This window comes from Enterobacter cloacae complex sp. SHL009 (assembly GCF_049237205.1).
Classification (GTDB): domain Bacteria; phylum Pseudomonadota; class Gammaproteobacteria; order Enterobacterales; family Enterobacteriaceae; genus Enterobacter; species Enterobacter cloacae_M.
In genome coordinates, this window is record NZ_JBMKIW010000001.1 from 1,005,127 (window position 1) to 1,030,716 (window position 25,590).

Here is a 25,590-nt window from a genome sequence, read left to right on the forward strand (position 1 = left end):
GGAACGCTTCCTTTTTTGATATGGATTTACTTATCAATTTAGCAGTAATGATGCAATTGATGCTATTGGTCATTGCCATAAAAATGGAGGTATTCAACCGAGGGAGGAAAATATGGAAAACCCGATCAACGATCTCCGCAGCGCCATCGCCCTGCTGCAATGCCACGAAGGGCAGTATCTTGAAACTGATTATCCGGTCGATCCCAACGCGGAGCTGGCGGGAGTCTACCGCCATATCGGCGCGGGCGGCACGGTAAAACGTCCCACCCGTACGGGACCGGCCATGATGTTCAACAGCGTGAAGGGCTATCCGGGCTCCCGCATCCTGGTGGGCATGCACGCCAGCCGCGAGCGCGCGGCGCTCCTTCTGGGCTGCAAGCCCTCTGAGCTGGCAAAACACGTCGGCCAGGCGGTGAAAAAGCCGGTTGCGCCGGTTGTCGTTCCAGCCTCGCAGGCGCCCTGCCAGGAACAGGTTTTCTACGCAGACGATCCTGACTTCGACCTGCGCAAGCTGCTTCCGGCACCGACAAACACGCCGATTGATGCCGGCCCGTTCTTCTGTCTGGGGCTGGTGCTGGCAAGCGATCCGGAAGACAGCTCGCTGACGGATGTCACCATTCACCGCCTCTGCGTCCAGGAGCGCGACGAGCTTTCCATGTTCCTTGCCGCCGGTCGCCACATCGAAGTCTTCCGCAAAAAGGCGGAAGAGGCCGGAAAACCGCTGCCGGTGACGATCAATATGGGTCTCGATCCCGCCATCTATATCGGCGCGTGCTTTGAGGCGCCCACCACGCCGTTTGGCTACAACGAGCTGGGCGTCGCCGGGGCGCTGCGCCAGCAGCCAGTCGAACTGGTGCAGGGCGTGGCGGTAAAAGAGAAAGCGATCGCGCGGGCGGAAATCATCATCGAGGGCGAACTGCTTCCGGGCGTGCGCGTAAGAGAAGATCAGCACACCAATACCGGCCACGCGATGCCGGAGTTCCCGGGCTACTGCGGCGAGGCGAACCCGTCCCTGCCCGTGATCAAAGTGAAAGCGGTGACCATGCGAAACCACGCGATCCTGCAAACGCTGGTGGGACCGGGAGAAGAGCATACCACCCTGGCCGGTTTACCGACGGAAGCCAGCATCCGCAATGCCGTTGAAGAGGCGATTCCGGGCTTCCTGCAAAACGTCTATGCGCATACCGCGGGCGGCGGTAAATTCCTCGGGATCCTGCAGGTGAAAAAGCGCCAGCCGTCAGACGAAGGACGTCAGGGCCAGGCGGCGCTGATTGCCTTAGCCACCTATTCGGAGCTGAAGAACATCATTCTTGTCGACGAAGACGTGGATATTTTCGACAGCGACGACATCCTGTGGGCGATGACCACCCGCATGCAGGGCGATGTCAGCATCACCAATATTCCGGGGATCCGCGGCCACCAGCTGGATCCGTCCCAGTCGCCGGATTACAGCACTTCGATTCGCGGAAACGGCATTTCCTGCAAAACCATCTTTGACTGCACGGTGCCGTGGGCGCTGAAGGACCGCTTCGAGCGCGCGCCGTTTATGGAAGTGGATCCGCGTCCGTGGGCGCCGGAGCTTTTTACCCAGACAAAATAACCGCTTGATAGCTTAAGGCCGCGCATCAGCGCGGCCTTTCTGTCCCATTACTGCTGTTCAGGTCAGGGCTTCATTTTATTCTGTCTTTGTTTTTTCTCCCAAGGGTCATCATGACCGGGTGCTGGCGCTTCACGCACCAGGCCGCCCCATGGAGATCGATGCTTTCTTACTGATTCGGATAATGCTTTTTCTAACCGTTCATCTTCCTGACAAAATTTATCCGCCAGCTCTGGCAGTTTAAGTTTTTCAGAGAATAGATGCAGTATATCTTCATAAGCACGTTTTTTATGCAGCAAGGGGGCTATTAGCGTCATGGCGTTGCGCACATCATCGGGCTTTATAGATAGGTCTGATAATCGTTTTTCAACGGCTTCCGGCGTGGGCATTTCATCGTCTTCCATAAGCGCGTCATCAATTATTTCTTTAAGCGCTAGATACTGCCCAACCCCTATTCTTAATACATCTTTTAAGGCAGAGTATTTTTCCGGGATACCTAACTGAACGTGATCATACAGTGGGGCGTTGATAAATTTCCATCCCTGCATACCCGGGATGCTAAACACGGCATTCGATTCATCTTCTGCCAGCACGTCAAAAAGGTCGATTAATGACGCTTTTGTGAGAAGAACAGAGACAGCGCGATTGAGAATAATAGATCGCGAGTGACCAGGGAGAGGATCAACAACGTTCACCGCAATCTCTTTTCCTGAATCTATGGACGTGTGTGTACAGACGAAGGTGCTTATAGGCTGGTTTTTTTGCCCTTTCCAGCCAACTCTGGTGACGCTTTCTAACTGCGCAATGCCCTCTTCGATTCTCTGCCATCGACTGCTACTTTCGCCGCCTTTGCTCTCAAATACGTGCCACTTCCCCTGGGTCGTCTCAATCAGATAATCGGGGGTAGTCTTCTTACCCTTTTTTCGCTTAAGGCTTAAGGATGCTTTATCCGCGAGCCCGGCATGAATAAATAGCTTGATTTGTTCATGTCTGGAGTTTAACCAGTTGGTTGCAGACTGGTAGCAAAAGAAACCGTCTATAATAAAGGAAATAGTCGCTTTCTCTGAGGCTTCAATGCACTGGTAAAAATTCTTCACCTTAAAAGATCGGCTATGGCTAATACCAATACAGGCGCCGGCCAGCTTTAATCTGGCGAGTACGTATATACTAATCTTTCTGTGTATTTCTGCATTTAACATCCCTTCTGCAGTCCAGTTGATACTTTGTGAATAGCCACACTCCAGCGCACCTGGGATCGCATAAAATTTGGTTCTGGCAACAAGTGTGTCTGCAGGTAATAACATGGTTTTAGGAGGCTTATAAGCTACGCAAACATCGCCGTAGGAAGGATGATTGATCTGTTTTTTAATTCCGTCCTGCCGATTGAGATACTTTTTTAACTCAATTTTTTCTATTTCATCGTTCCTGCGACGGACGTGTGGAGGTGAAACCACCAGGTAAGTAAATTTATTTCCGCTGCTGCTCATAGTATTTCTCACGAAGGGTTAGATATTAAGTGACCAACGATTTCATCAATGCAGACAATGTCAGGCGTCTGACGATATTATACTTTTACCTCTAACACACTTAACGCTTAAATAAGGTGGGTTTACTCCACTTGCACTCATCCCCATTGCATATCCAGTCTGGATTGCATTGCCGCTTCCCCTGCTTTCTTGTACCCTTTCACCGGAAACCCTGCCCCCACTAACATTGAGACATCCGGACACCTATGACTGCACATATTTCCAAAGATCCTTTGCATGGCGTAACGCTGGAGATGATGGTCAATGCCCTGGTGGCAAAATATGGCTGGAGCGAACTGGGCGACCGAATCAAAATTAACTGTTTCAGAAAAGATCCCAGCGTTAAATCGAGCCTGAAATTTCTGCGCCGCACCCCGTGGGCGCGCGCGGAAGTGGAAGCCCTGTATCTGGACTCCCTCAACGATGAGGTAAGCACAGAACAGGCGGAGCCCGCCTTTAATCCCTGGGCCAACAGTCGGATTATCAAGAGCTAATACGCAAATGACGCGACACGTAAAACGGATTGGTGCGCTGGCTGCCTGCGCGCTTTTACTTGTGAGCTGCTCCTCCAAACCACCCAAATCACTGGTTACCCCTCTCCCCAACGTCAGTAAACCGACGCAGCAGGCAAACGAGCCGATGCGCGGGATCTGGCTGGCAACCGTCTCTCGTCTCGACTGGCCGCCAGTAGCCTCGGTGAACGGCCGCAGCGCCGATCAGCGCATCGCGATGCAGAAGCAGGCGCTGATCGGCAAGCTCGACAATCTTAAGCACCTCGGTATTAACACGGTGTTTTTCCAGGTGAAGCCGGACAGCACGGCCCTCTGGTCATCAAAAATTTTGCCGTGGTCGGATATGCTGACGGGCAACATCGGCGAATATCCGGGATACGATCCGCTGCAGTTTATGCTGGATGAAGCGCACAAGCGCGGCATGAAGGTCCATGCATGGTTCAACCCGTACCGCGTGTCGACCAACACCAAACCGTCAACCATCGCCGCCCTGAACCGGACTTCCTATCAGACCCCGTCCAGCGTCTATGTCCAGCACCCTGAGTGGGTGCGCATCTCGGGTGACCGCTTTGTGCTCGACCCCGGCATTCCGGAAGTGCGCGACTGGATAACCAAAGTGGTGACCGAAGTGGTGGCGAATTACGCGGTAGACGGCGTGCAGTTCGATGATTACTTTTACGCAGAATCGCCAGGGTCCGCGCTCAATGATTCGCAGACCTGGCGGCAGTACGGTCAGGGATTTGCCTCAAAGGCCGACTGGCGAAGACACAACACGCAGCAGCTGATCGTCCAGGTTTCCCGCGCGATTAAACAGACTAAGCCCGACGTTGAGTTTGGCGTCAGCCCGGCGGGCGTGTGGCGTAACCGCTCCTTTGACCCGGCAGGCTCGGACACCCGCGGCGCCGCGGCCTACGATGAATCCTACGCCGATACGCGTCAGTGGGTTCAGCAGGGCCTGCTCGACTACATCGCTCCGCAGATTTACTGGCCCTTCTCCCGGGACGCCGCGCGCTACGACGTGCTGACCAAATGGTGGGCCGACGTCGTTAAGCCGACCCACACTCGCCTGTATATCGGCATTGCGTTCTACAAGGTGGGCGAGCCGTCGAGAAACGAACCGGACTGGACGGTTCAGGGCGGCGTGCCGGAGCTGAAAAAGCAGCTCGATCTCAACGATTCGCTGCCCAACGTGAACGGCACCATCCTGTTCCGGGAAGATTACCTGAACCAGCCGCAGACCCAGCAGGCCGTAAACTACCTCCGAGGACGCTGGGGTAGCTGATTGATGACCAGGCAGAAACATCCCGTTTCTGCCTGTTTTTTTTACGGCTTCGGCCCGAACATCGCCTCAAGCTGCTGCGCATCCGGCATACCGACCACCTGCTGCAGCTCATTTTCCGCATTCAGATAGTAAATGGCCGGCGTGGCGTTAGCGCCCAGGCTGTCCATCAGCGTCTGGTGCTTCTGCAGGATCTCAACCGTCTCACGGGAAGCCTCGCCCTCTGGCTTCGGTAATTTTTTCCCACCGGAAAGCTCGTATTCGCGCCACGCCGAAACCGGATCTTTCGCATTCAGAATCGCCGAGGCGTTACGCCCGCTGTTGGGGTTGAGAAACGCCACCAGCAGCGTGTTGAGCTGCACCTCGCCCGCCTTCACCCACGGCTGCGCTTCGGCCCAGAACTGCTTGCAGTACGGACAGAACGGATCGGCGAAAACAAAGACTTTACGCGGGGCGTTATCCGCCCCTTCCTTCAGGGGATGCGCCGCGTTGAGGTTCTTCCACATTTCGCGGCCCATCGGGGCGTAGATCTCTTTCTGGAAATAGCCCTCGCTGAGGTTCTTCCCTTTTTCATCATAAAGATAACCTGAGATCACGTGCTTGCCGTCCGGCGTAAGAAAGAGCGTCACGCCCATATCCTGATACTGCCCCAGCCAGGCTGGCGCCCCGCCCGGCGCATCCAGCTTCTTGATGATTTTGATGTTCTGCTGCTCGCTGAAGTGCTTCACCACATCCGGTATGGCTTCAGCCGCCTGTACCAGCCCTGACGTCGCCAGCGCCGAAAGTAACAGTAATTTTTTCATTTCCCTCTCCGGTTTGTCGGGGGCATTCCGCCCCCTTCAGGTTAGCGGTTTTTCAGTGCGTCACTGACCATTTCGTCGAACTGTTCAAACGGCACCCAGCCGGGAAGCAGCCCCTCGCCGATAAGCGTGGCGGGCGTGCCCTGGATCCCCATTTTTTCCGCCACAATGAGGCTGCGCCTGATCGTCAGAAAACTCTCCTCGTCTGGCGTCGTCACGCTCACGCCCGCCCGCTTTTGCGCCTCCTGAATGCTGGCGTCATCGTGGTACCCCTTTTTCGCCATCAGAGTGTGGTTCAGCTTCATAAACTGCTCAGGATGCGCACGCCAGAGGGTTAACGCGTCTCGTGCGGCGGTCAGCGAACTTTCCGAGCGGAAAGGTAAAAACTTAAAGACCACCGCCACGTCCGGGTGTTTTTCGACAATCTTCTCCAGGTACGGATCGAATTTTTTACAGTACGGGCAGTTGTAGTCGGTAAACACCACCAGGGTGAGCTTTGGGTTTTTCGCGCCGATGCGCGGGGAGTTTGGATCGTTAAACAGGAAATCAGCGATCATCTTCTGCGCGCGCTGCTCCTGGTCCGGCGTCAGCGGCTGGGCAGCGAACACCTGAACCGGGGCCAGCAGGAGCAGAAGCGTAATAAGGATTTTTTTCATAACACAGTTAGCCTTTTGCGTTGTTCAGGGTGGTGATGAGGGTGCGCTTGTCCAGCAGCGGCGAGAGGATTTCGCCGTCAGACAGGCCGGGGCCATATACCGCGTTAAACGGAATAGCGTAACGGTTTCGTTTCGCCAGAAAATCCGCGATAAACGCGGACGGCTGGCTCCAGTCTCCGCGCAGGGCCACCACGTCCGGCTGGCGCAGCGCGGCAATGACGTCCGGCTGATTCAGCACCCGATGCTCGTTAACTTTGCAGGTCACGCACCAGTCCGCCGAGATATCCACAAACACCCGCTTCCCCTGCGCCAGCGCCTGCTGGATGGCCTCCTCGCTGAGCGGCTGCCACGGGATGGACTGAGCGGTATTCTGCGCCGGAGCGTCAGGCGGCGCGTTAAGCAGCCCGCGCGCCTGATACCCGCCGAGCGCCGACAGCGCGATAATCACGAGCCAGAACAGCGGTGAGGATTTTTGCCCCTTCAGGGCTAACAGCGCGAGCGCGACGGCGATGAGCACCAGCATCACAATCTGGCTGACCGCCTCGCCCAGATGCACGCTTAACAATGTCGCCAGCCACAGGCTGGAGGCGAGCATCATCAGGCCCAGAACGACTTTTAGCGTATTCATCCAGCGGCCGGGTTTCGGCAGCAGCATGGCCGTTTTCGGCACCAGAGCGACAAACAGCCACGGCAGGCTCATGCCCACGCCGAGCATCAGGAAGATCAGCCACAGGGAGTGCAGCGGTGCGCCAAGGGCAAAGGCGACCGCCGTACCGAGGAACGGCGCGGAGCACGGTGTCGCCAGCAGCGTGGCGAACATCCCTTCGCAGAAGCTGCCGCCAATCCCCGCGCCACCTGCCGTAGCCAACCGTCCCGTAGCGGCGGAAGGCAGCAGCATCTCAAACACGCCAAACAGGTTCAGCGCAAACAGGAAGGTGACGGCGATCATCAGGCCGATAAACCACGGGTTCTGGAACTGAATGCCCCACCCCAGCGACGCCCCGGCCAGCTTCAGCGCGGTCACCATTCCCGCCAGCAGCATAAAGGAGGTGAGGATCCCGGCGCTGGTGGCCAGAAAGCGCAACCTGATGGCGCGCCTGTCCGATCCCGCCTGCAGGATGCTGTTAAGCTTCATCCCCATGACCGGCAGCACGCAGGGCATCAGGTTGAGGATCAGCCCGCCCAGCAGCGCAAAGAGCACCATTTTGCCCGTCCCTTCAGGCGCAGAGGGCGCTACGGGCGTCGCGCCAACGCTCATGGTGGTTTGCTGCGCGTGACCGCCACTGGTCAGCACAAACGACAGCCTCTTGCCCTCCAGCGAGGCGGGCTTGTCTCCCCATTCGTCGGTCACGGGTACCGTCACCCGAAGCGTATTGCCGTCGTGTTTGATGACCGGCTCGCCGGGAAGAATGTCATCCTCCAGCGGGTCAAAGTAGATCCCCGGGTTATCCCACTTCCCGTCCGTCGTACCGGTAATCACCAGCTTGTCGCCAGCGAGCCAGGCGGAGAGATCCGCGGATACGCCTGACGTACCGGGCACGGCACGCATCGCCTGCTCGAACTCGCTGCGGAAGCCCTCGTCCACCGGCTGGGTAAAATCGAGATGCAGCGGGTAGTCCGTCAGCAGGCAGACGTTACTGCACGTCGAGAGCGTGAGCGTCCCGTCGAGCGTGTCGCCCTTCACCCCGTCGAGTGTAATCGGGATAGCGACCTTATCGTGATAGCCCTGCGTGGTCATGCCAGAGATATCGAAGCGCGACGGGACCGGCCAGGACCAGCTATCCGTTACGCCTTCCGGCCAGCTGATTTTTGGCGCGACGCCGCCCTCACCCGGCGATCGCCAGTAGGTTTTCCAGCCGGGCTTTAGCTCAACGGTGAGCAGGCCTTTAACGTGCGTTTGCTCCCTCTCCGCCTGAAAGCGGATGCGGGCGTGATCGTTTTGTGGGGAAACCTGCCAGCCGGTGTCTGCCGCATGGACAATGCCGATGCAGGACAGCCACAGGAAGACGAATCCCCTGAAGAGGTTAACCATGTTTTACTCCGTGAACAGTGAAAATTATCGTGTGAGGACGATGATTTTCATTCACGGAAAACGCAGTTTTTCAGGTGTATTCGGGGAGGCGGTGCCTGAACGGGCTGTTCTGCGGGAGCCAATGCCCGCCCTTGCGTAAACAGCTGCAGCAGCGCGAAGAAGATAATAATGGCCGGTAGCGCGCCGTCGAAGAACAGCGGCTGGGCGCAGAGAAGCGAGTGAGCGCCTAGCTGACAGGGCGATGGCCCGGACTGCTCGGTGCTGGTTTGCGTTGGGGCATCAGCACTCAGGGAAATCTGCGGATCCAGTCCCTGTAAAAAATGGTTGAGCATCACCGCACGCTGCACGAGGCAAAGCGCCATCGCGAGACAGGTGATAATCAAAAGCCATTTTCCGAGGAGCTGACGGTTGCGCATAACGTTCCAGAGTGACAAGACGCCCCGATCATAAACGATAGTGATGAATCTACAAGTGCCGGAAGTGTAAGGTTTTGTCTGTCGCCGCTATTCGCCCGTCAGCGCGTCATAGACGTCCCGCAGCCGCGTGCGCAGAAACAGCACCGCCTTGTGCTTGCGGGATAACAGCGCCTGCTCGCTGGCGCCCGTCTCCTCTGCCAGCATTTTAATGCTGTAGCCGTGGAGTTCTGTCTTTTCAAACGCCTCCCGCTGCGGCGGCGGCAGTTCAGACAGCGCCTGCCCAAGCTCTTCCCACAGCAGCGTCTTGAGGTACTCCTCTTCTGGCGTGTGCGGTACGCCGAACAGGGTTTCGGCCAGCTCGTCTTCCGGGAAACCGTCGTCGTCTTCGCCCGTAAAATAGCCGGAGAGCGACACTTCACGCTTTTTACGCGCCCGGTCGGTCATCTCGTTACGCGCCGCGCGGAACAGCCAGGCGGCGACGTTTTCGACCGGCTGCTCCACTTTCATCAGCTGATAGGTGACTTCCTGCAAAATGTCGTCGGCATCATCGCGAACGGAGGTCCGTCCGCGAATGAAGGCTGTCAGCCGGGCGCGGCAGGCATTGAGCGCCGACATCAGCATGGATCCGCCCGCCTCCCCGGCTTTCATTTCGCTCACTCTGCTTCCGGCGCTTTTGGCGTGGCGTCGTCGCGCTTATCGTCACGATGACCGTGCCAGCCGCAGTGGCCGCGACCGTGGCGACCAAACCCTTCGCGGCGCTGCTGAATAAACGCCTCGCGCTGTTCGGGCGTCATGTTCATCCAGCGCTCGTGCATGCGGCGGTGCGCGCCAAACATCCCCGGGCGGAAACCTAACCCGCCAAACAGAATGCGGCTCAGCACCAGAATGCCCAGCGCCTGCCAGAAGCCAATAGCCTTAACGCCGAGAATGGCCGGGAGCAAGGCGTTCCACAGGGTCATCACCACCAGGCCGAGCACGATGAAAATCACCGCGCCGATGACTAAACCCTTACCCATACGGTGGCGACCGAATCCGCGCCCGTGACCTCTGCCGTGCAGTTCAAAATCTCTCATGGTGTTTACCTCGTTTACAGTAACTGATTATGGCTTGTGATGAGGTAGACGGATGAGGAAGGGAAATATTGCTGGGGTGAATAAAATTTTTTGGGCTGACGATTTGGACTCATAGCGGTAACGGCTGACGGGTGCTATGAGTCGCTTGCAGGCAAATCATCTCGTACGAAGAATTCGCTTAACCAGTGCGATAGCAATAACGGCCAGTATGATTGACACCAATGCCAGGAAGATAAGCAAGGATAATAGTGGATTTAACAAGCCACCTAAACTGGTGAAGTCGCTGATACGGCCAAGTTGCTCGGACGTGCATACACGCAAAATGATCTCAGGAATAATAAGCAAAAATATAATGACGGTCAGGACATAAACCAGAGCACTCTTGCGCTTTCCCATTTTCGATGTTGCCCCTTTCTCAAACATGATCAATGATAATAAGATAATGATACTGCAAGGTTATATAAAATGGCACAAAACTATTTGCAACTAAAAATGCAGTCGAATAAACAGTTAGCGATTGCATTAACAAACTCGCTTCGAGACATGCATGAAGAGCATATGGCTACTCTGGAGAAGGTGAAACAGGGCACACAGCGCCTGATTAGCTACGGTGCATGCCTGATGCCAGACGAGTATTATCGTAACGCTTGCCGTGATACGTGGCGCGAAGATAAACGCTTAGTCCTTGCCTTAGGTGAAATTTACAACAGAAAAGATGTCACTTTAGACATGGTTGAAATTTATTTTAGGAAAACTCTCAATAGGCTGGGCGAACAAAAAAGTAAAGACATGATTACTAATATCCATAACTTATTGGGTAAAGCTGCCGAACATGCCTCTGCTAAAGCCAGCAAGTTAGCCCTTTCTTTTACCCTTGCGAATCTGATCATCAACAGCAGGGATTTTAAGCAAAATCACATCAGGCTTGTTAACTCATTCTCGACATGGTTTGTTAATGGTGCAACACTTTACTCAAAGGCTCAGGTAGCGGCATCTGCGGCTAATCGACTCAAATTCCAGGATCCTCAGTACTACCAGGCGCTTTATAAAGAAAATATTGAGATGTTATATTTCTTAATCGAACCGCAAATGTCTTAAATTATCTACCAGGTAAACTCCGGGGATAATAACGAGCAAGTTATAGGTGACGCTTTGTACGAGATACTGCGGAAATGAAGCAAGCAATCTTATGGCTTTTGAAGTCGTTTTTTTACCTGGTGCCAGCATTACTTATTGTACTTGGGATATATTTTTTTATCCGGTTTATACCGGACTATGCTGCTTTACTTAGCGTCGTTTGGGTGATTGCTATTTCTTTTATTTATGTGAAATATAATAAATGGTATTAAAACAGTCCTATTAGGTCTGCAAGCTGACCTCATGGGGAAGCAACTTTGAAAGTTTCGCACACTAAGTAGATAAAAGGCTCCCTGCGGAGCCTCCCTCATACCATCAAGCCTGCACCGGCAAACTAAAACTCGAAATACTCCGCGAAAGCTGCTGCGCCTGCTCTTCCAGCGATGCCGCTGCCGCAGCGGACTGCTGCACCAGCGCGGCGTTCTGCTGGGTCACGCCATCCATCTCGGTCACGGCCTGGCCGACCTGGCTGATCCCGCGGCTCTGCTCTTCGGAGGCGACGGAGATCTGCTCCATCAGCGTATTCACTTTATTCACTGACGAAATAATCGAGTCAATCACCTCGCCCGAGCGGCTCACCAGCTCCGCACCGTTTTTCACGCTGGAAACCGACTGCGCAATCAGGCTCTCGATGTCCTTAGCCGCCACCGCGCTTTTCTGCGCCAGGGTGCGTACCTCGCTGGCCACGACCGCAAAGCCGCGACCCTGCGTACCGGCGCGCGCCGCTTCAACCGCCGCGTTCAGCGCCAGAATGTTGGTCTGGAAGGCGATACTGTTAATGACGCTGGTAATGTCTTCGATGCGCTTCGAGTTCGCCGCGATGGTATTCATCGTGTCAATGACTTCACGGGTCACCGCTTCACCGGTGTGGGCATTTTTCACCGCGTCCTGCACCAGTTTCCCGGCCTGATAAACGTTGTCGGTATTGTTCGCCACCGTCGCGCTCAGCTCTTCCATGCTCGCTGCCGTCTGGGTCAACGCGGAAGCCTGCTGTTCGGTACGTGACGCCAGGTCGATATTTCCGGAGGCAATCTCCTGCGCCGCGTGCGTTACGGTATGGCTCGCATCGCGCACCTGGGCGATGGTCGCCAGCAGCGCCTGACGCATCTGCTCCATTGAGCTCATAAGATGATCGATTTCGTTATGTGCGCTCCCCTTGACCGGTACCGGAACGTCCAGCTTGCCCGCCGCAATCTGGCTGCAGTGCTCGCGCGCCAGGTTTACCGGCGCAAAGACAAAGCGCTTCATCAGCAGGCTGACGGCGACAATCACCACCACAAACAGGCTGGCGATAGCGGCAATGATCGCCAGGCCGGAGACGAAATTGCTGCTCGCATCCTCGTTCAGGTTTTTGGCGTATTTCTGGTGGATGGAAAGGACCTGGTCGAGAACGATCTCGTACTGGCGGTCGAGGCGGGAGACTTCCGGGATCAGCGCGTTAAATTTGGCCACATCGTGCGCCTCGGCGGCATCGATCAGCGGCGCCAGCCCCTGGCTGCGGTAGTTTTGCCAGGCGTCCTGATAGGCAGTCACCAGCGGCGCTTCATCCGTCAGACGCGGTGAAGCCATAAAGGCCGCAAAGGCGTGGTCCGCTTTGGTCAGCGCCTCTTTCACGGCGGTAAGCTTAGCAGCGCCGTCCGCCGAGTTGCCCGCTTCCACCATCTTCACATACTCCATCACCCGCACGCGCAGCGTACGGCTGTGGTTGATGGGGTCAATAATGGACAGCACAACCTGGATTTCTTTATTGACGTTATCCAGGGAATTATTACTTTTTATGATGAGGCCAACGCTTGTGACAATGCTGACAACAAAGAAGAAAAGCAGCGAGAACAGGACGATCAGGGACGACTTTTTCAACGACATAAACCAATACCTCAAGGAGAATTATTCCTTATGGTTATCGGCCATTCCAAAACTTAAATTAATTAAAGTTATTGAAGTATCGAACCGGGCTATTTCGCTGGCTTATAGCGTCGCTGCAGGGTGGCATTAAGCTTGCGCTGCAACGGCTGCGGCGTCTCTCCTTCGATCAATTTGCTAATCAAATCAAAGCAGTGCCACGCCAGCTGGCGGTTATCCTGACGAATAGTATCCACCGGGATCGTCAGCGAATCGTAGAGATAGTGATCGTCAAAACTGGCTAACCTGATATCACTTTGCAACAGGTTGTGCTGGCCCATATAGCGCAGCACCCCTTCCAGCAGCCCGCAGGCGGCGGCGAACAGCGCTTTCGGCGGACGCCCCAGACGGGCGCAGAGTTCAGCAAACATCTCGTAACCGGAGCTCGGGTGATAGTTGCCGTGAATGATCCACTCGGGGCGCAGTTCCACGCCGGCCTCTCGCAGACCTTGTTTAAACCCTTCCAGACGATCGCGCGTCGGAGAAAGGCGCGGCTGGCCGCCGAGAAAATAGAACTCATCAGGATGCTGGCGCGCAATGTCGGCCACCAGTTCCGCCGTCGGGGTAATGGAATCGGTGATCACCAGCGGCAGCGCGCTGTCGTTGATGTGGCGGTCAAACAGGACAACGGGCAGCTGCTCGCTCAGCTTGTGGTAGTCCGCATCGTTAAGCATGCTGGAGGCCACAATCAGTCCGTCAACCTGACGCGCCACCATGTTGTTCACCACCACCGTCTCCTGCCCCGGGTTTTCATCGCTGCAGGAGATCAGCAGCTGAACCCCTGCCTCGCGGCACAGCGTTTCCAGCTCGTGAGAAAACACGGCAAAACCGTAGTTGGTGATCTCCGGAACCACCAGACCAATGGTGTGGCTGCGGTTATCGCGCAGCGACCGGGCGTGAATGCTGGGCTGATAGTGGTGCTCTTTTGCAATCGCCAGCACGCGCTCGCGCGTCTCTTCCGCCACGCGAAGCTCTTTGCTGCGCCCGTTGAGGACCAGGCTGGCGGTGGCTTTTGACACGCCCGCCAGCTCCGCGATGTCTTTAATGGTGACGCGTTTTGTTTTTCTCACAACGACTTAGATCCGGCTGCCAAAACCCTCATTCTATCATGCAGGCGCGCAGCGACCAGTAGCGTAATGTGATATCGGACGCACCTTCGAATCGCACCCGGGCCGGATGGTCAGGAAAATAGCGGCTGCTCATCACCCCTTCACCGTGATTGATGAAGATTTCAACGCTGGAGCGGTCGCAGAGAACGCATAAATGAGTGACGTCGCCCTGCCAGTAGCGGGTCAACGTTTCACCGGTTTTCAGGCTCGCGCGTTCAAGACGTATACCCTGCTCATCGACCATGAGACGCAGCGCGCCGCCAAAATCGACGTTCACCTGCGCTGCGCTCAGCTCGAACTCCAGGCGCGTCGCGTCCATGTCCGGTGCCTCGCTGGCGCGCCCCTGCCAGCGCTGTTCATCTTCACGCAGCGCAGTCAGCTCGCGAGCCGGGGTCTGCCAGAGCCTGCCGTCGCGATAGCGTAATTCACGCGGGCAGGTCATCTGGTGCATCCAGCCGTGTGTCCGGGTTGGCTGAAGCATCTCTTCCCCGTCCGGTACGCCCATCCAGCCGATCAGAATGCGTCGTCCGTCCTCCGCCAGGGTCGTTTGGGGTGCGTAAAACTCAAAGCCCGCGTCCAGCTCGTGCAGCTCGCCGTGATCGAATGCGGCGTTTTCATAGTCAAACGCCCCGCTCATCCAGGTAGCCGGATAGGTGTTGAGATAGCGATGCGGCTCGCGCGCCAGCCCCTGCGGACAGCCGATCAGGACGTGCGTTCCGTCGAGGGCGAACAGGTCCGGACACTCCCACATATACCCCGCGTCCGTCAGGCCGTTGACGCCGTGACCGGCGATTTCCCCGCAGGACGTCCAAGCGTGCAAATCGGCTGATGTAAACAGCAGCACCTTGCCGCGCTTTTGCACATCCTGCGCGCCGAGCACCATGTACCACTCCCCGTCGTGCTGCCACACCTTCGGGTCGCGCACGTGTCCGGTGTAGCCTTCCGGCAGTGCCAGCACCGGCCCCAGCTTCGTAAAGGTCCCGTCCGGCTGTTCCACGGCGAGGCACTGCCAGGCCGTGCGGCTGCCGTCATCAAACTTAACGTTGCCGGTGTAGCAAAGGGTCAGAACGCCCTGGTTATCCACGGCGCTACCGGAGTAGCAGCCGTTGCGGTCATACTCTTCATCCGGCATCAGCGCCAGCGGCTCATGCTGCCAGTGCACCAGGTCAGCAGAGCTCCAGTGCCCCCAGCATTTAAACCGATGCTCACAGTCCAGCGGGTTCCACTGATAGAACAGGTGGTAGCGGCCGGCAAACCAGATGAACCCGTTGGGATCGTTCATCAGCCCCGTCACCGGCGCGGGGTGCCACTGCGGATAGTGGCTATCCGCCAGCGCCCGCGGCTGACCTTTCATAACGGCCTGCAGGATCGCAGGCCAGCGGGAAGGTAACGTCATTATTCAGAGTCCGTTTTATATTTCAGCAGCAGTGAGACGGTAAACGCCACGCCGAAGGCAATCACCATACCGATAATATAGTTGAGCAGCGAGCTGGCCTGCACGATGGCCATGCCCGGAATAGCGGTCAACCCAACGGCGGTCATGTAAACATGAACAGATACCACCCAGGCCCCGCCCACCGCGCCGCCGATCAGCGCGGCGATAAACGGTTTCACGAAGCGCAGGTTGATACCAAAAATAGCCGCTTCGGTGATGCCCAGCATCGCAGAAAACGCCGACGGTAAGGTAATGGCTTTAATTTTGGCATCTTTGGTTTTGAACCACACCGCCAGACAGGCGCCGCCCTGCGCCACGTTCGCCATGGCCCAGATCGGCAGCAGGAAGTTCACGCCAATCGACGGGTTGCCCAGCAGACCGGCTTCAATCGCGTGGAAGCTGTGGTGAATACCGGTGATCACAATCACCGAGTAAAGCCCACCGAACAGCAGCCCGGCCAGCCAGCCCGCGTGTTCAATTAACGTGCTCAGGATAAAGGAGATGCCGTCGCCCAGCGCGCGCCCCGCCGGGCCGATAATCAGCAAGGCGATAAAGCCGGAGATAACGACGGTGAGGAACGGCGTCAGGATCAGATCTAACGCGTCCGGGATCGCGCGGCGCAGATTTTTCTCCACGATGCTCATAAACCAGACGGCCAGCAGCACCGGGAACACCGTGCCCTGATAGCCAATCATCGCGATCTCAAGGCCGAAGAAGTTCATGGTGTGGAAGCCGGAGGCCACGCCCCAGGCGTTGGTCAGCGCCGGGTGGGTCAGAATGCCGCCCAGCGTCGCGCCGAGGTACGGGTTACCGCCAAATTCCCGCGCGGCGGTAAAGCCGATCAGAATAGGCAGAATGATAAACGCCGCGGAGCTGCACATGTCCAGCATGATGTAGAGAGCGTTATCCGCATTGACCCAGCCGTAGGTTTTCACCATGCCGAGCAGCCCCATCAGCAGGCCGGAGGCCACAATCGCGGGAATGATCGGCACAAAGATGTTGGAGAGCAGACGGGCAATGCGCTGGAACGGGTTCAGCTTGCGCGCCGCCAGATCCGCGGCCTCAGACTTGCTGGATTCGCTAATCCCCGCAGCCTGAATAAACGCGGCGTAGACCTTGTTGACCACGCCCGTGCCAAAAATCACCTGCATCTGCCCGGCGTTACGAAAACAGCCTTTTACGCCGTCGACCTTGCCGATCGCCTGCTGATCGGCAAGCGCGTCATCGACCAGCACCAGACGAAGACGCGTTGCGCAGTGCGCCGCGCTGGCGATATTTTCCTTGCCACCGAGCAGCGGAATAAGCTCGCGGGCGATTTGATTAAAATCCATAGATACCTCTGCCTGACTTCTTTTTATGATGTGCGAAACGCTCCCGCAAAGCGGGAGCGTGATGGGTTAAAACCAGGTTTCCATCTGGACCCCAAAGTTCCATTCCCCGCCGGCGTTGAAGCCGCTGCTGCCAAAGGCATCATCGCTGGCGTAATGATCCAGTTTGCTGCTCCAGTCCATCCAGGTGGCAAACAGACGCAGCTCCGGACGGCTGAAGAAATCGCCGATTTTGCTCGCTTTTAACGTCGGCGCAAAGGTCAGCTTGTAGAAACTGCCGTTAACGGCGTTGCGGTCCTTATAGCCTTCCGGATTTAAATCCATGTACTGATAGCTTCCCTCAAACGCCAGGGCGAAGTTCTGCGTCACCTCTTTAATCAGGCGGGTGTTGAGCGTCACCCACTCATAGCTATCGCCCTTGACGTAGCGATCTTTACTGCTCTGCGCCAGCACCGCGGGCGCAACGCTCCAGCCGCCGCCGATAGGCGTGACACCGTAACTTGCGAAGCGCCAGGTATCCGCCTCAGACAGCAGCGCGCCGTCGGAACCGATGCTTTTCACTTCCGCACCCAGCCCGTGACCGTACAGCAGCGCCGTTTTGGCTGTCCCTTCCCGCAGGCCGTAGAAGCTCTCGTTGTGCAACCCGACCAGGGCATGAACGCCGGTATTGGCGGCGTCAGTTTTGATGAGATCGCCGTTGGTGTCTTTACGGTCGTCGTTATCCTTCGCCCGCAGGCCGCTCACCATCAGCTGGAACGGTCCGGCGAAGTGGTTCATGCTGAGGATATAGTTCTGAACGTTATTGTCGGTCTGCTCCACGCTGCCGAAGTTGCGGCCGTAGATGGAGAAGTTGCTGCGCAGCGAATCGTTCCATTTCACGTCGTAGACGCCGCCGCCGGTACCGGCGAGGAACACCACGTCGGAGTCCAGCCAGTGAATATCAAAGTTGTCGCGGTCGAAGCGTTTACCCGCCCAGAAGGTGCTGCCCTTCAGCGCGCCGGTAAAATCAGGCAGGTTACCCAGCTCCGCGAAGGCCTGGCGAATGTTGAGATCGCTGGTATCGGCTGACCAGTCGTTATAGGTTCTCTGACCGTCGGCCAGCATCGCTTTGAAGCGCGTGGTGGCCCCGTTATCCAGAGTTTGCTTGTGCTCCAGGTTCAGCTCGACGTAGGTGTCGGCTTCATTACCCAGACGCCCTACCGCGCCGCCGGTTTCTCCGGCCGGGGTAAGATAAGGACCGCTTTTGCTGCTGGAGGCCGCATCGTTCATCAGCAGGCCCGAACGGGCGTAGCCGTGGAACTCAAACCCGCTGCTTTGATCCGCCTTCTTCTCCAGCGCGGTGGTGCGCTGCGCCACCGCCTGGGTGGTCGTTTGCGTCTGCTGCTGCGCGGCAACCAGCTGCTGCGTTTTTTGTTCCGCATCCGTGGCGCGTTTCTCCGCCACCTGCGCACGCGTTTCTGCCGCCTGGAGGCGCTGCTCCATCGCGGCAAGACGCGCTTCGATACTTGTCATATCCGTTTGGGCAAAAACAGAGGTACTTCCGGCCAGCATGCCTATCATCACGGCAAGTCTGCGTTTTTTATACATTTTGTCGCATCCCTAAAAGAAGTCATTAAAAGTGCTAAATTGCTAAACCGGTTTAGGTTGCTGATACTAAACCTCTGAATTTTGGATCGGCAATCTTTTTTGCTAAACCGTTTTAGTAAGTGTGATCGAGGCGACAATTCAGGCCGCCGGATGGCGGCCAGTGGAGGAAGGAATTACAGATCGTGCTGCCAGGGCAATGCGGTCATCGCCCCTTTGGCCGTAGTGGCTAATGCGCCGCAGCGCTGGGCAAGCGCGATGACCGGCGTCAGGTCCTGCCCGGCAGCCAGCCCGTAGAGCAGCCCCGCCACGAAAGCATCGCCCGCGCCGGTGGTATCGACACACTCAACGGGCGTTGCCGGATAGTGCTCCACGGCGCCGTCATGCCAGGCGATCACCCCCTCTTTTCCCTGGGTGACCAGCACCAGACGCGCCGGACAGCGCGCCATCAGCACATGCAGACCGACGTTTACCTCGACATTTCCGGTTAAAAACGCCAGCTCTTCGACGGAGAGTTTCACCACGTCGGCGCTCTGCAGGGCCTGCTCCAGCAAGCGGCGCAGCTCGTTCTCATCCGGCCAGAGATCCGGGCGAATATTGGGGTCGAAGCTGACGTAACCGCCCACCTCGCGAACGGCGGCCATCGCCTCAAACGTCGCAGAACGGCTCGGCTCTGCGCTTAATGCGATGGAACAGACGTGCAGCCATTCCCCGGCGCTGAACGTCGGCAGATCGGCTGATTCGAGAAACAGATCGGCGCTCGGACGCACCATAAAGGCAAACGAGCGTTCGCCCTGGTCATCCAGATCGACAACCACCGTTGAGGTGCGGTGCGCCGGGTCAAGGCGCAAAAACTTCACATCGACCCGCTCGTCAGCGAGAGTCTTCGCCATAAAGCGCCCGAAGGGATCGTCGCCAACCCTGCCGATAAAGGCGCTCTGGCCGCCCAGCCGGGCAATACCGACCGCAACGTTTGCCGGTGCGCCGCCGGGACACTGCAGCAATCTGCCTTCTCCATCGGGCAGCAAATCCACTACCGCATCGCCAAGTACCCAGATTTTTTTCATGCTTTCCTCGCAGCTAAACAATGTTAAACCGTTTTAGCTATTTAAGCACAGGCAGTGCGAAGGGGAAATAACGCGGGAGGAAAATTGGCTAACGCACCAGATGCGGCCAGTGAATATCACCGACGCCATTAAGCTGCGGGCGGGCAAACAGAAAGCCCTGGAAGCGGCGGATCCCGGCAGACTCGAGCCAGCACCACTCCTCTATCTTCTCGATCCCTTCCGCCACCAGGGTAATTTCGAGATCGGAGCAACAGCTGACGATGGAGCGCACAATCGCCTGCTTCGGGCCGCTGAGGTGGATATCGCTGACTATCTCCCGGTCGATCTTAATTTTATCCGGCTGGAAGCGGGTCAGCAGCGAAAGACCGGCATAGCCGGAGCCGAAATCATCGATCGCCAGGCCAATCCCCTCACCGCGAAGCTGCTTGATGGCGCTATTAAACTGGTTGAAGCCGGAGATCATCTCGTTTTCCGTCACTTCAATGACCACCTGCTCCGGCTGAAGGCCATGTTTTTTTATCTCGCTGACCAAAAATTCCACGGCGTTGGGGACATTCACCAGCGACATCGGCAGCAGGTTTACCGCAATCTTATGGCTGCCAATGCCCAGCTTTTCCGCGAGAGCAAAGGCATACGCTTTCGTCTGGAGATCGACTTCGTAGATTTTGTCCGGGTCAAGGGCGCTGAAGAAATGCTCCGGGCTGCCGCCTTCGTTGCCGCGAATGAGGGCTTCAAGCGAACTGATCTTCCCTTCCGAGGGCTCAACGATGGGCTGGAGCGCAAACTGACAGGTTTGGTTGGCCATCAGCCCCAGGTGTTCGCCAAAGGGCAACGCCTCGGATGAAAGCGTCCATTTTTCAGGTACGTAGCGTGCACCCGACAGGGCCGGACGTTTGCCTGTGATAAACGTCTGAATAAATTTGAACACCCGGTCATCGGATGTGAGATAGCTTTCCAGCTTGCTGTAATTCAGAACCGACTGCAGCACCTCTTTCGGTGACTGCGTCTGCAGATCGAACAGCAGCATACCGACGTTTTCGAAGCGCCTGCGCGGGCCATAGTCCCGCATCAGCTCAACCACTCCACTGTGCCGCTTGTCGTCACGGATTTTATGGAACAGCTTGAGCACGCTCTCTTCCGACCCTTCGAGTATTTGCAGCACATCGCTGCCTTTTGCGAGCAGAACCCCGGTGATATTCAGACTGGCATTGCGGATCCGGGCGCGCTCCACCAGTTCCCGCAGCTCGGTGGAGGGGCGGGATAAATTCAACTGGCTTCGGTAAATCAGAGTCGTCAGCACAAAAATGGGTTCCGATGAGAAAGTGAGGTGCCTTGAAGCTACTATTTAACATACTTAATCAATGCGACCTAACATATTCACACCACAGGGGAACGTTACTTTTCCCCGTTGCCAATGCGGCTGTCGATCCTCTCCTGCATATAGTCGTAGAACGGATTCGAGGTGACCCGCATCAGCGCCTCTTTTCCGACGCTCAACACGGAGGTTTCGCCCCAGAGCGCAATCGTCCCCAGGCTGATGCCGTAGCGGTTTTTCATCCCAGGCTCACGGCCATAGAGATCGTCATCCGGCGGGAACGGCACCGCAATATGCGACAGGGAATAGACATCCTGCGGCCAGGCCTGCGCCAGCGGCACGACCGTCTCCCGGGTGCTGCCTGCCGGAGTGATCTTCGCCACCGTCGAGAAACTGTGCTCGCTGGCATTGGTAATAATCGTGACACCGTAACGCCTCTGCGCAACCGGCAGCAGCGCCGAAGTTGCCGTCCACGACGACGGTTTGAACAGCGGGCGGAAGCTCGCCGCCTGGTTGATGTCAAACATCACCAGCTCGCTGCCGTTTGCCGGAAGCTGGTCAAACAGGCCGGTCACCACCGCGCGGGTGCTGACCGTGGAATCCATGACCGACTGGAACGCCAGGATCGGCGGCAAATTCGCCAGCCTGTTCTCCCGCGCCTCGCGGCCGATTTGCTCCTGCAGGGCCTTCGTCAGAAGCCATGACTGGCGGGCGGCGTTCACCGGGAACGAGTTATATTTGTACGGGTTATATTCCGGAGAGATATTCAGCCACGCCGCTTTGGCAAACGCCGGCAGCAGCGCCGGTAACCCGGCGAAACCGGCAAACCGCGCAAAGGCCGTCACGCCGATCATCGGTGAGAGCAGTATCACCTGCTGCGGTTTACGCAGCGAAGGCGCGTCCAGCGCATCGAGGGCATATTTCATCGCCAGCGCCCCGCCGTTGGAGTAACCCACCAGATGCAAAGGCGCAGCCTCGCCCGCCAGACGCGTGGCCTCCCGCACCGCAAGACGCGTCGCCGCGAGCCACATTTCCCAGTCGACGTCCGTCAGCGCGCCGGGCGCGGTGCCGTGCCCGGGCAGGCGCGGGACCACGGCCACAAAGCCGTGCTGTTGATAGTTCACCGCAACCCGCCTGACGCTGTAAGGCGAGTCCGTCAGACCGTGCAACAGCACCACCGCGCCGCGCGGCTTTCCGGCAGGCATCAGCACAAAGGAGCGGTTGGCATCGGGCGTAAACTGTCCCGGCCACACCAGGCTCTGGCGGTAATAGCGGTTTAACGGGGTTTGTTCCTCGCCCGCTGTTTTCGCCGTCACCGCGTTATCCAGAGCGGTGAAAATCGCCTTTTCCCGGGCCTGATACCCGGCAAAATCGGCGTTGTCCATCTCGCGCGCGGACATCTCATCGGCCCGCCAGGTGTGCCACAGGTGCAGTTCCGGCCCCTGCTGCGAGAGATAGACCCGCACCGCCAGCAGAACGACCAGGACGATCCCCACGACCATTCCTGTTTTCTTTGCAAGCGCGATCAGGCGCACGCTGACTCGCCAGGGCAAATTCGCCATGAGGGATCCCTTTTATGTTCTCAATGCTTCTATCTTATCAAAAATGTGAACGGACTGACGTATTCACCAAATTCATACCTGCCCGCTCAGCCAGTGCACCAAAAGTGAACTACGCTGCACAAATGTTGATCATTGGTTAAACAAATATTGCATGAAGTTTACTGCACAGCGGGTTTCACCCGCCCTGTGAACATGGCACGCATCATGCATTGTTAACCCGGTAACAAAAATTCGGCTTTTGACAGCCTGTTAACAGCGAGGCGGTATGACGACGAAACTTGAGATGTTGAGCCGTATCGAAGCGACGTTCAGCCAGCTCACGCCCAGCGAAAAGCGGGTCGGAAGCTGGCTGCTGGCGCACGCCGCGCAAATCCCGTTTGAAACGGCGGAGAGCATCGGCCAGGCGAGCGGGACCAGCGGAATTACCGTCGGACGCTTCCTGCGCAAGCTGGGGTATCGCAACCTGGAGGATGCCAAAAAGAGCCTGCGCGATCCGTATCAGCCCTGGGGCATGAACGAGCGGCTGGACTCCTGGCAGCAGCAGCGCCCCCTTTCCAGCCGCCTTCAGCACGCCCTGTCGCTGGAAGTGGATGCCATCACGCAGGTGTACCAGATGGCGCAAACGGACGCCTTTCGTCAGGTGGTGCACAACCTCGCCCACGCCGACGCGGTGTTTGTGCTGGGGATCCAGTCCACGCGCGGGATTGCCAACGCCTTCTTCAGCCACCTTGAATACCTCCGCCCGCGCGTGAGCTATTCGGAGGGGGCTTCCGGCAGCTGGGTGGAATCCCTGAACTCGGGGTTTTCGCACCCGTACGTCGTGCTGACCGATACGCGCACCTACTCCTCGATGGCCCGCCAGTACTGCCGCGTCGCCAGCGAGAAAGGCATTCCGCTGGCCTTAATCACCGACATCTGGTGCCCGTGGGCGCGGGATTACCCGATTGATTTACTGCAGGTGAAAACCGATACCGGTCACTTCTGGGATTCGCTTGCCCCCGTGAGCTGTCTGTTCAACCTGCTGCTGTCGGGCGTGGTGGAAGCGCTTGGTGATGCGCTCCCGGCGCGTCTGGCGGTCAACCGACAATTACAACAAGAGTTTGGTCAATTCGAACGCTAAAGGAGCGGAGCTATGCCCGAAGAGAGTGAACTGATTGATGTGGCGAAGACGTTTCCCACGCTGCATATCGATCTGAAGTACGCCACCGCCGACAACATCACCGGCCGTCCGATCTATCAGGAGGCGCTGTGCCTGCTGCATACCGACGCGGCCACCGCGCTGGCAAAAGCCATCAGCATTGCCTCGCTGGCCGGGCTGAAGCTGGTGGTGTACGACGCCTATCGGCCGCAGCAGGCGCAGGCCCAGCTGTGGGATGCCTGCCCGAACCCGGAATACGTGGTCGACGTGGCGATTGGCTCCAATCACAGCCGCGGTACGGCCATCGACGTCACCCTGATGGATGAGCATAACGCCGTACTGGATATGGGTGCCGGTTTTGACGAAATGCACGACCGCTCGCATCCGTATCACCCTTCCGTGCCGCCGCACGCCCAGCGCAACCGTCTTCTGTTGAACGCCATCATGTTCGGCGGTGGTTTTGTCGGTATCAGCAGCGAATGGTGGCACTTCGAACTGCCGAACGCCGCCAGCTACCCGCTGCTCGACGACCGTTTTGCCTGTTTTCCCCTGACGCACACTTCTCTTTAAACCTGGAGCACTGCCATGAAAACATCGCTTGTTTCGACCCTGATCGCCGCCACGCTGGCCCTGAGCGCCCCGCTGGCGCTGGCTGCCGTTCCGAAAGACATGCTGGCGATCGGTAAAGCCGCCGACCCGCAAACGCTCGATCCTGCCATCACCATTGATAACAACGACTGGACCGTCACCTATCCGTCCTACCAGCGTCTGGTTAAGTACAAGCCGGGCTCTACCGAGGTGGAAGGCGATCTGTCGACGGGCTGGAAGGCGTCTGAAGACCAGAAAGAGTGGACCTTTACCCTGGCGGATAACGCGAAATTTTCCGACGGCACGCCGGTCACCGCCGAGGCGGTAAAACTCTCCTTTGAGCGCCTGCTGAAGCTCGGCCAGGGGCCGTCTGAAGCCTTCCCGAAAGATCTGAAAATAGATGCCGTCGATGACCATACGGTGAAGTTCATCCTCAGCCAGCCGTTCGCGCCTTTCCTCTACACGCTGGCAAACGACGGGGCGTCCATCATTAACCCGGCGGTGCTGAAGGCCAATGCGGCGGACGATGCGCGCGGTTTTCTGGCGCAAAACACCGCCGGTTCCGGGCCGTTTATGCTGAAAAGCTGGCAGAAAGGCCAGCAGCTGATTCTGATCCCTAACCCTCACTGGCAGGGTGAAAAGCCGCACTTTAAGCGCGTATCGGTGAAAATTATCGGTGAGAGCGCCTCGCGCCGACTGCAGCTTTCCCGCGGCGATCTGGACATTGCCGACTCCCTGCCCGTCGATCAGCTCGCAGCGCTGAAGCAGGAAGGCAAAGTCGCCGTCGCGGAATACCCGTCCCTGCGCGTGACTTACATCTATCTCAACAACGGTAAAGCGCCGCTCAATCAGGTGGATTTACGCCGGGCCATCTCCTGGGCGACGGATTACCAGGGGATGGTGAAAGGCATTCTGAGCGGCAACGGCAAGCAGATGCGCGGCCCGATCCCGGAAGGCATGTGGGGCTTTGACGCCACGGCAATGCAGTACAGCTTTGACGAGGCCAAAGCCAAAGCGGCGCTGGAGAAGGTCAAAGACAAACCCGCCAGCCTGACCTTCCTCTACTCGGACAACGATCCGAACTGGGAGCCTATCGCCCTCTCCACTCAGGCCAGCCTCGGCAAGATCGGCATTAACGTCAAGCTGGAAAAACTGGCCAACGCCACCATGCGCGACCGCGTCGGAAAAGGCGATTACGACATTGCCATCGGCAACTGGAGCCCGGACTTTGCTGACCCGTACATGTTCATGAACTACTGGTTCGAATCGGACAAAAAAGGGCTGCCGGGCAACCGCTCGTTCTATGAGAACAAAGAGGTCGATTCCCTGCTGCAGGCCGCGCTGAAAACCACCGACCAGGCAGAACGCACCAAAGATTACCAGCAGGCACAGAAGGTGGTTATCGACGAGGCGGCCTACGTTTATCTGTTCCAGAAAAACTACCAGCTGGCGATGAACAAAGAGGTCAAAGGCTTCACCTTTAATCCGATGCTCGAGCAGGTGTTCAACATCGCCACCATGAGCAAGTAACGGT

General features: G+C 57.3%; 22 protein-coding genes. 7 read left to right on the forward strand and 15 right to left on the reverse strand.

From position 1 onward, the window contains the following. Positions 1-112 precede the first annotated feature (112 nt). Entirely contained in the window at positions 113-1,600 is a 1,488-nt protein-coding gene (locus ACOTZC_RS04965) for a UbiD family decarboxylase (RefSeq protein WP_421635629.1), read from the forward strand. A gap of 62 nt (positions 1,601-1,662) precedes the next feature. Here the strand turns inward: ACOTZC_RS04965 and ACOTZC_RS04970 are convergent, their stop codons facing one another. After that, entirely contained in the window at positions 1,663-3,084 is a 1,422-nt protein-coding gene (locus ACOTZC_RS04970; protein WP_421635630.1) for a hypothetical protein, read from the reverse strand. A gap of 245 nt (positions 3,085-3,329) precedes the next feature. On the opposite strand from ACOTZC_RS04970, the gene ACOTZC_RS04975 reads away from it, so the two are divergent. Both ACOTZC_RS04975 and ACOTZC_RS04980 read left to right on the forward strand, forming a co-directional pair. After that, positions 3,330-3,617: a VF530 family DNA-binding protein gene (locus ACOTZC_RS04975; protein ID WP_045399853.1), complete on the forward strand. Its 288-nt coding sequence runs from the start codon at positions 3,330-3,332 to the stop codon at positions 3,615-3,617. A gap of 7 nt (positions 3,618-3,624) precedes the next feature. After that, positions 3,625-4,917, forward strand: coding sequence for a glycoside hydrolase family 10 protein (locus ACOTZC_RS04980; protein ID WP_045399857.1), 1,293 nt, complete (start codon positions 3,625-3,627; stop codon positions 4,915-4,917). A gap of 41 nt (positions 4,918-4,958) precedes the next feature. Here the strand turns inward: ACOTZC_RS04980 and dsbG are convergent, their stop codons facing one another. The 6 genes from dsbG to ACOTZC_RS05010 form a co-directional block, all read right to left on the reverse strand. Continuing rightward, positions 4,959-5,717, reverse strand: coding sequence for a thiol:disulfide interchange protein DsbG (gene dsbG, locus ACOTZC_RS04985; RefSeq protein ID WP_045399860.1), 759 nt, complete (start codon positions 5,715-5,717; stop codon positions 4,959-4,961). 41 nt (positions 5,718-5,758) lie between these two features. Then, the gene (locus ACOTZC_RS04990) at positions 5,759-6,370 is read right to left on the reverse strand and encodes a DsbA family protein (RefSeq protein ID WP_045399863.1); all 612 of its coding nucleotides are present in this window, start codon (positions 6,368-6,370) and stop codon (positions 5,759-5,761) included. 7 nt (positions 6,371-6,377) lie between these two features. Continuing rightward, entirely contained in the window at positions 6,378-8,402 is a 2,025-nt protein-coding gene (locus ACOTZC_RS04995) for a protein-disulfide reductase DsbD family protein (protein WP_045619909.1), read from the reverse strand. A 47-nt stretch (positions 8,403-8,449) separates the two neighbouring features. Further along, on the reverse strand, positions 8,450-8,818 hold the full coding sequence (locus tag ACOTZC_RS05000; protein WP_039266435.1) for a hypothetical protein: 369 nt from the start codon (positions 8,816-8,818) through the stop codon (positions 8,450-8,452). An 87-nt stretch (positions 8,819-8,905) separates the two neighbouring features. After that, positions 8,906-9,466 (reverse strand): RNA polymerase sigma factor, encoded by a 561-nt coding sequence (locus ACOTZC_RS05005; protein WP_080337270.1) that lies wholly within the window; start codon positions 9,464-9,466, stop codon positions 8,906-8,908. A 5-nt stretch (positions 9,467-9,471) separates the two neighbouring features. Beyond that, positions 9,472-9,891, reverse strand: coding sequence for a hypothetical protein (locus tag ACOTZC_RS05010; RefSeq protein WP_023311873.1), 420 nt, complete (start codon positions 9,889-9,891; stop codon positions 9,472-9,474). A 465-nt stretch (positions 9,892-10,356) separates the two neighbouring features. On the opposite strand from ACOTZC_RS05010, the gene ACOTZC_RS05015 reads away from it, so the two are divergent. Continuing rightward, a complete protein-coding gene (locus ACOTZC_RS05015; RefSeq protein WP_421635631.1) occupies positions 10,357-10,989 on the forward strand; it encodes a hypothetical protein in 633 nt (210 codons plus the stop codon). A gap of 354 nt (positions 10,990-11,343) precedes the next feature. Here ACOTZC_RS05015 and ACOTZC_RS05020 read toward each other — a convergent pair whose 3' ends face one another. The 8 genes from ACOTZC_RS05020 to ACOTZC_RS05055 form a co-directional block, all read right to left on the reverse strand. Further along, on the reverse strand, positions 11,344-12,894 hold the full coding sequence (locus ACOTZC_RS05020; RefSeq protein ID WP_126303349.1) for a methyl-accepting chemotaxis protein: 1,551 nt from the start codon (positions 12,892-12,894) through the stop codon (positions 11,344-11,346). Positions 12,895-12,983: 89 nt separating this feature from the next. After that, positions 12,984-14,000: a LacI family DNA-binding transcriptional regulator gene (locus ACOTZC_RS05025; RefSeq protein ID WP_047174371.1), complete on the reverse strand. Its 1,017-nt coding sequence runs from the start codon at positions 13,998-14,000 to the stop codon at positions 12,984-12,986. A 28-nt stretch (positions 14,001-14,028) separates the two neighbouring features. Continuing rightward, positions 14,029-15,435 (reverse strand): sucrose-6-phosphate hydrolase, encoded by a 1,407-nt coding sequence (locus ACOTZC_RS05030; RefSeq protein ID WP_322408049.1) that lies wholly within the window; start codon positions 15,433-15,435, stop codon positions 14,029-14,031. Then, positions 15,435-16,805, reverse strand: a complete 1,371-nt coding sequence (locus tag ACOTZC_RS05035; protein WP_032656958.1) for a sucrose-specific PTS transporter subunit IIBC — start codon at positions 16,803-16,805, stop codon at positions 15,435-15,437. Before ACOTZC_RS05035 ends, ACOTZC_RS05030 begins: the two co-directional genes overlap by 1 nt. Before the next feature lie 66 nt (positions 16,806-16,871). Next, positions 16,872-18,389, reverse strand: a complete 1,518-nt coding sequence (locus ACOTZC_RS05040) for a carbohydrate porin (RefSeq protein WP_133549058.1) — start codon at positions 18,387-18,389, stop codon at positions 16,872-16,874. Positions 18,390-18,562: 173 nt separating this feature from the next. After that, entirely contained in the window at positions 18,563-19,453 is an 891-nt protein-coding gene (locus ACOTZC_RS05045) for an aminoimidazole riboside kinase (protein WP_421635632.1), read from the reverse strand. An 88-nt stretch (positions 19,454-19,541) separates the two neighbouring features. Further along, positions 19,542-20,753 (reverse strand): diguanylate phosphodiesterase, encoded by a 1,212-nt coding sequence (locus ACOTZC_RS05050; RefSeq protein ID WP_023311882.1) that lies wholly within the window; start codon positions 20,751-20,753, stop codon positions 19,542-19,544. Between the two features lie 95 nt (positions 20,754-20,848). Beyond that, complete coding sequence (locus ACOTZC_RS05055; protein ID WP_421635633.1) at positions 20,849-22,330, reverse strand: alpha/beta hydrolase; 1,482 nt, start codon at positions 22,328-22,330, stop codon at positions 20,849-20,851. A gap of 265 nt (positions 22,331-22,595) precedes the next feature. Here ACOTZC_RS05055 and ACOTZC_RS05060 point away from each other — a divergent pair, with 265 nt between their 5' ends. The 3 genes from ACOTZC_RS05060 to ACOTZC_RS05070 are packed head-to-tail and all read left to right on the forward strand — an operon-like array spanning position 22,596 to position 25,586. After that, a complete protein-coding gene (locus ACOTZC_RS05060; protein WP_045399904.1) occupies positions 22,596-23,450 on the forward strand; it encodes a MurR/RpiR family transcriptional regulator in 855 nt (284 codons plus the stop codon). Positions 23,451-23,462: 12 nt separating this feature from the next. Further along, a complete protein-coding gene (gene ddpX / locus ACOTZC_RS05065; protein ID WP_023311885.1) occupies positions 23,463-24,038 on the forward strand; it encodes a D-alanyl-D-alanine dipeptidase in 576 nt (191 codons plus the stop codon). 15 nt (positions 24,039-24,053) lie between these two features. Continuing rightward, entirely contained in the window at positions 24,054-25,586 is a 1,533-nt protein-coding gene (locus ACOTZC_RS05070) for an ABC transporter substrate-binding protein (RefSeq protein WP_248169631.1), read from the forward strand. Positions 25,587-25,590: the final 4 nt, after the last annotated feature.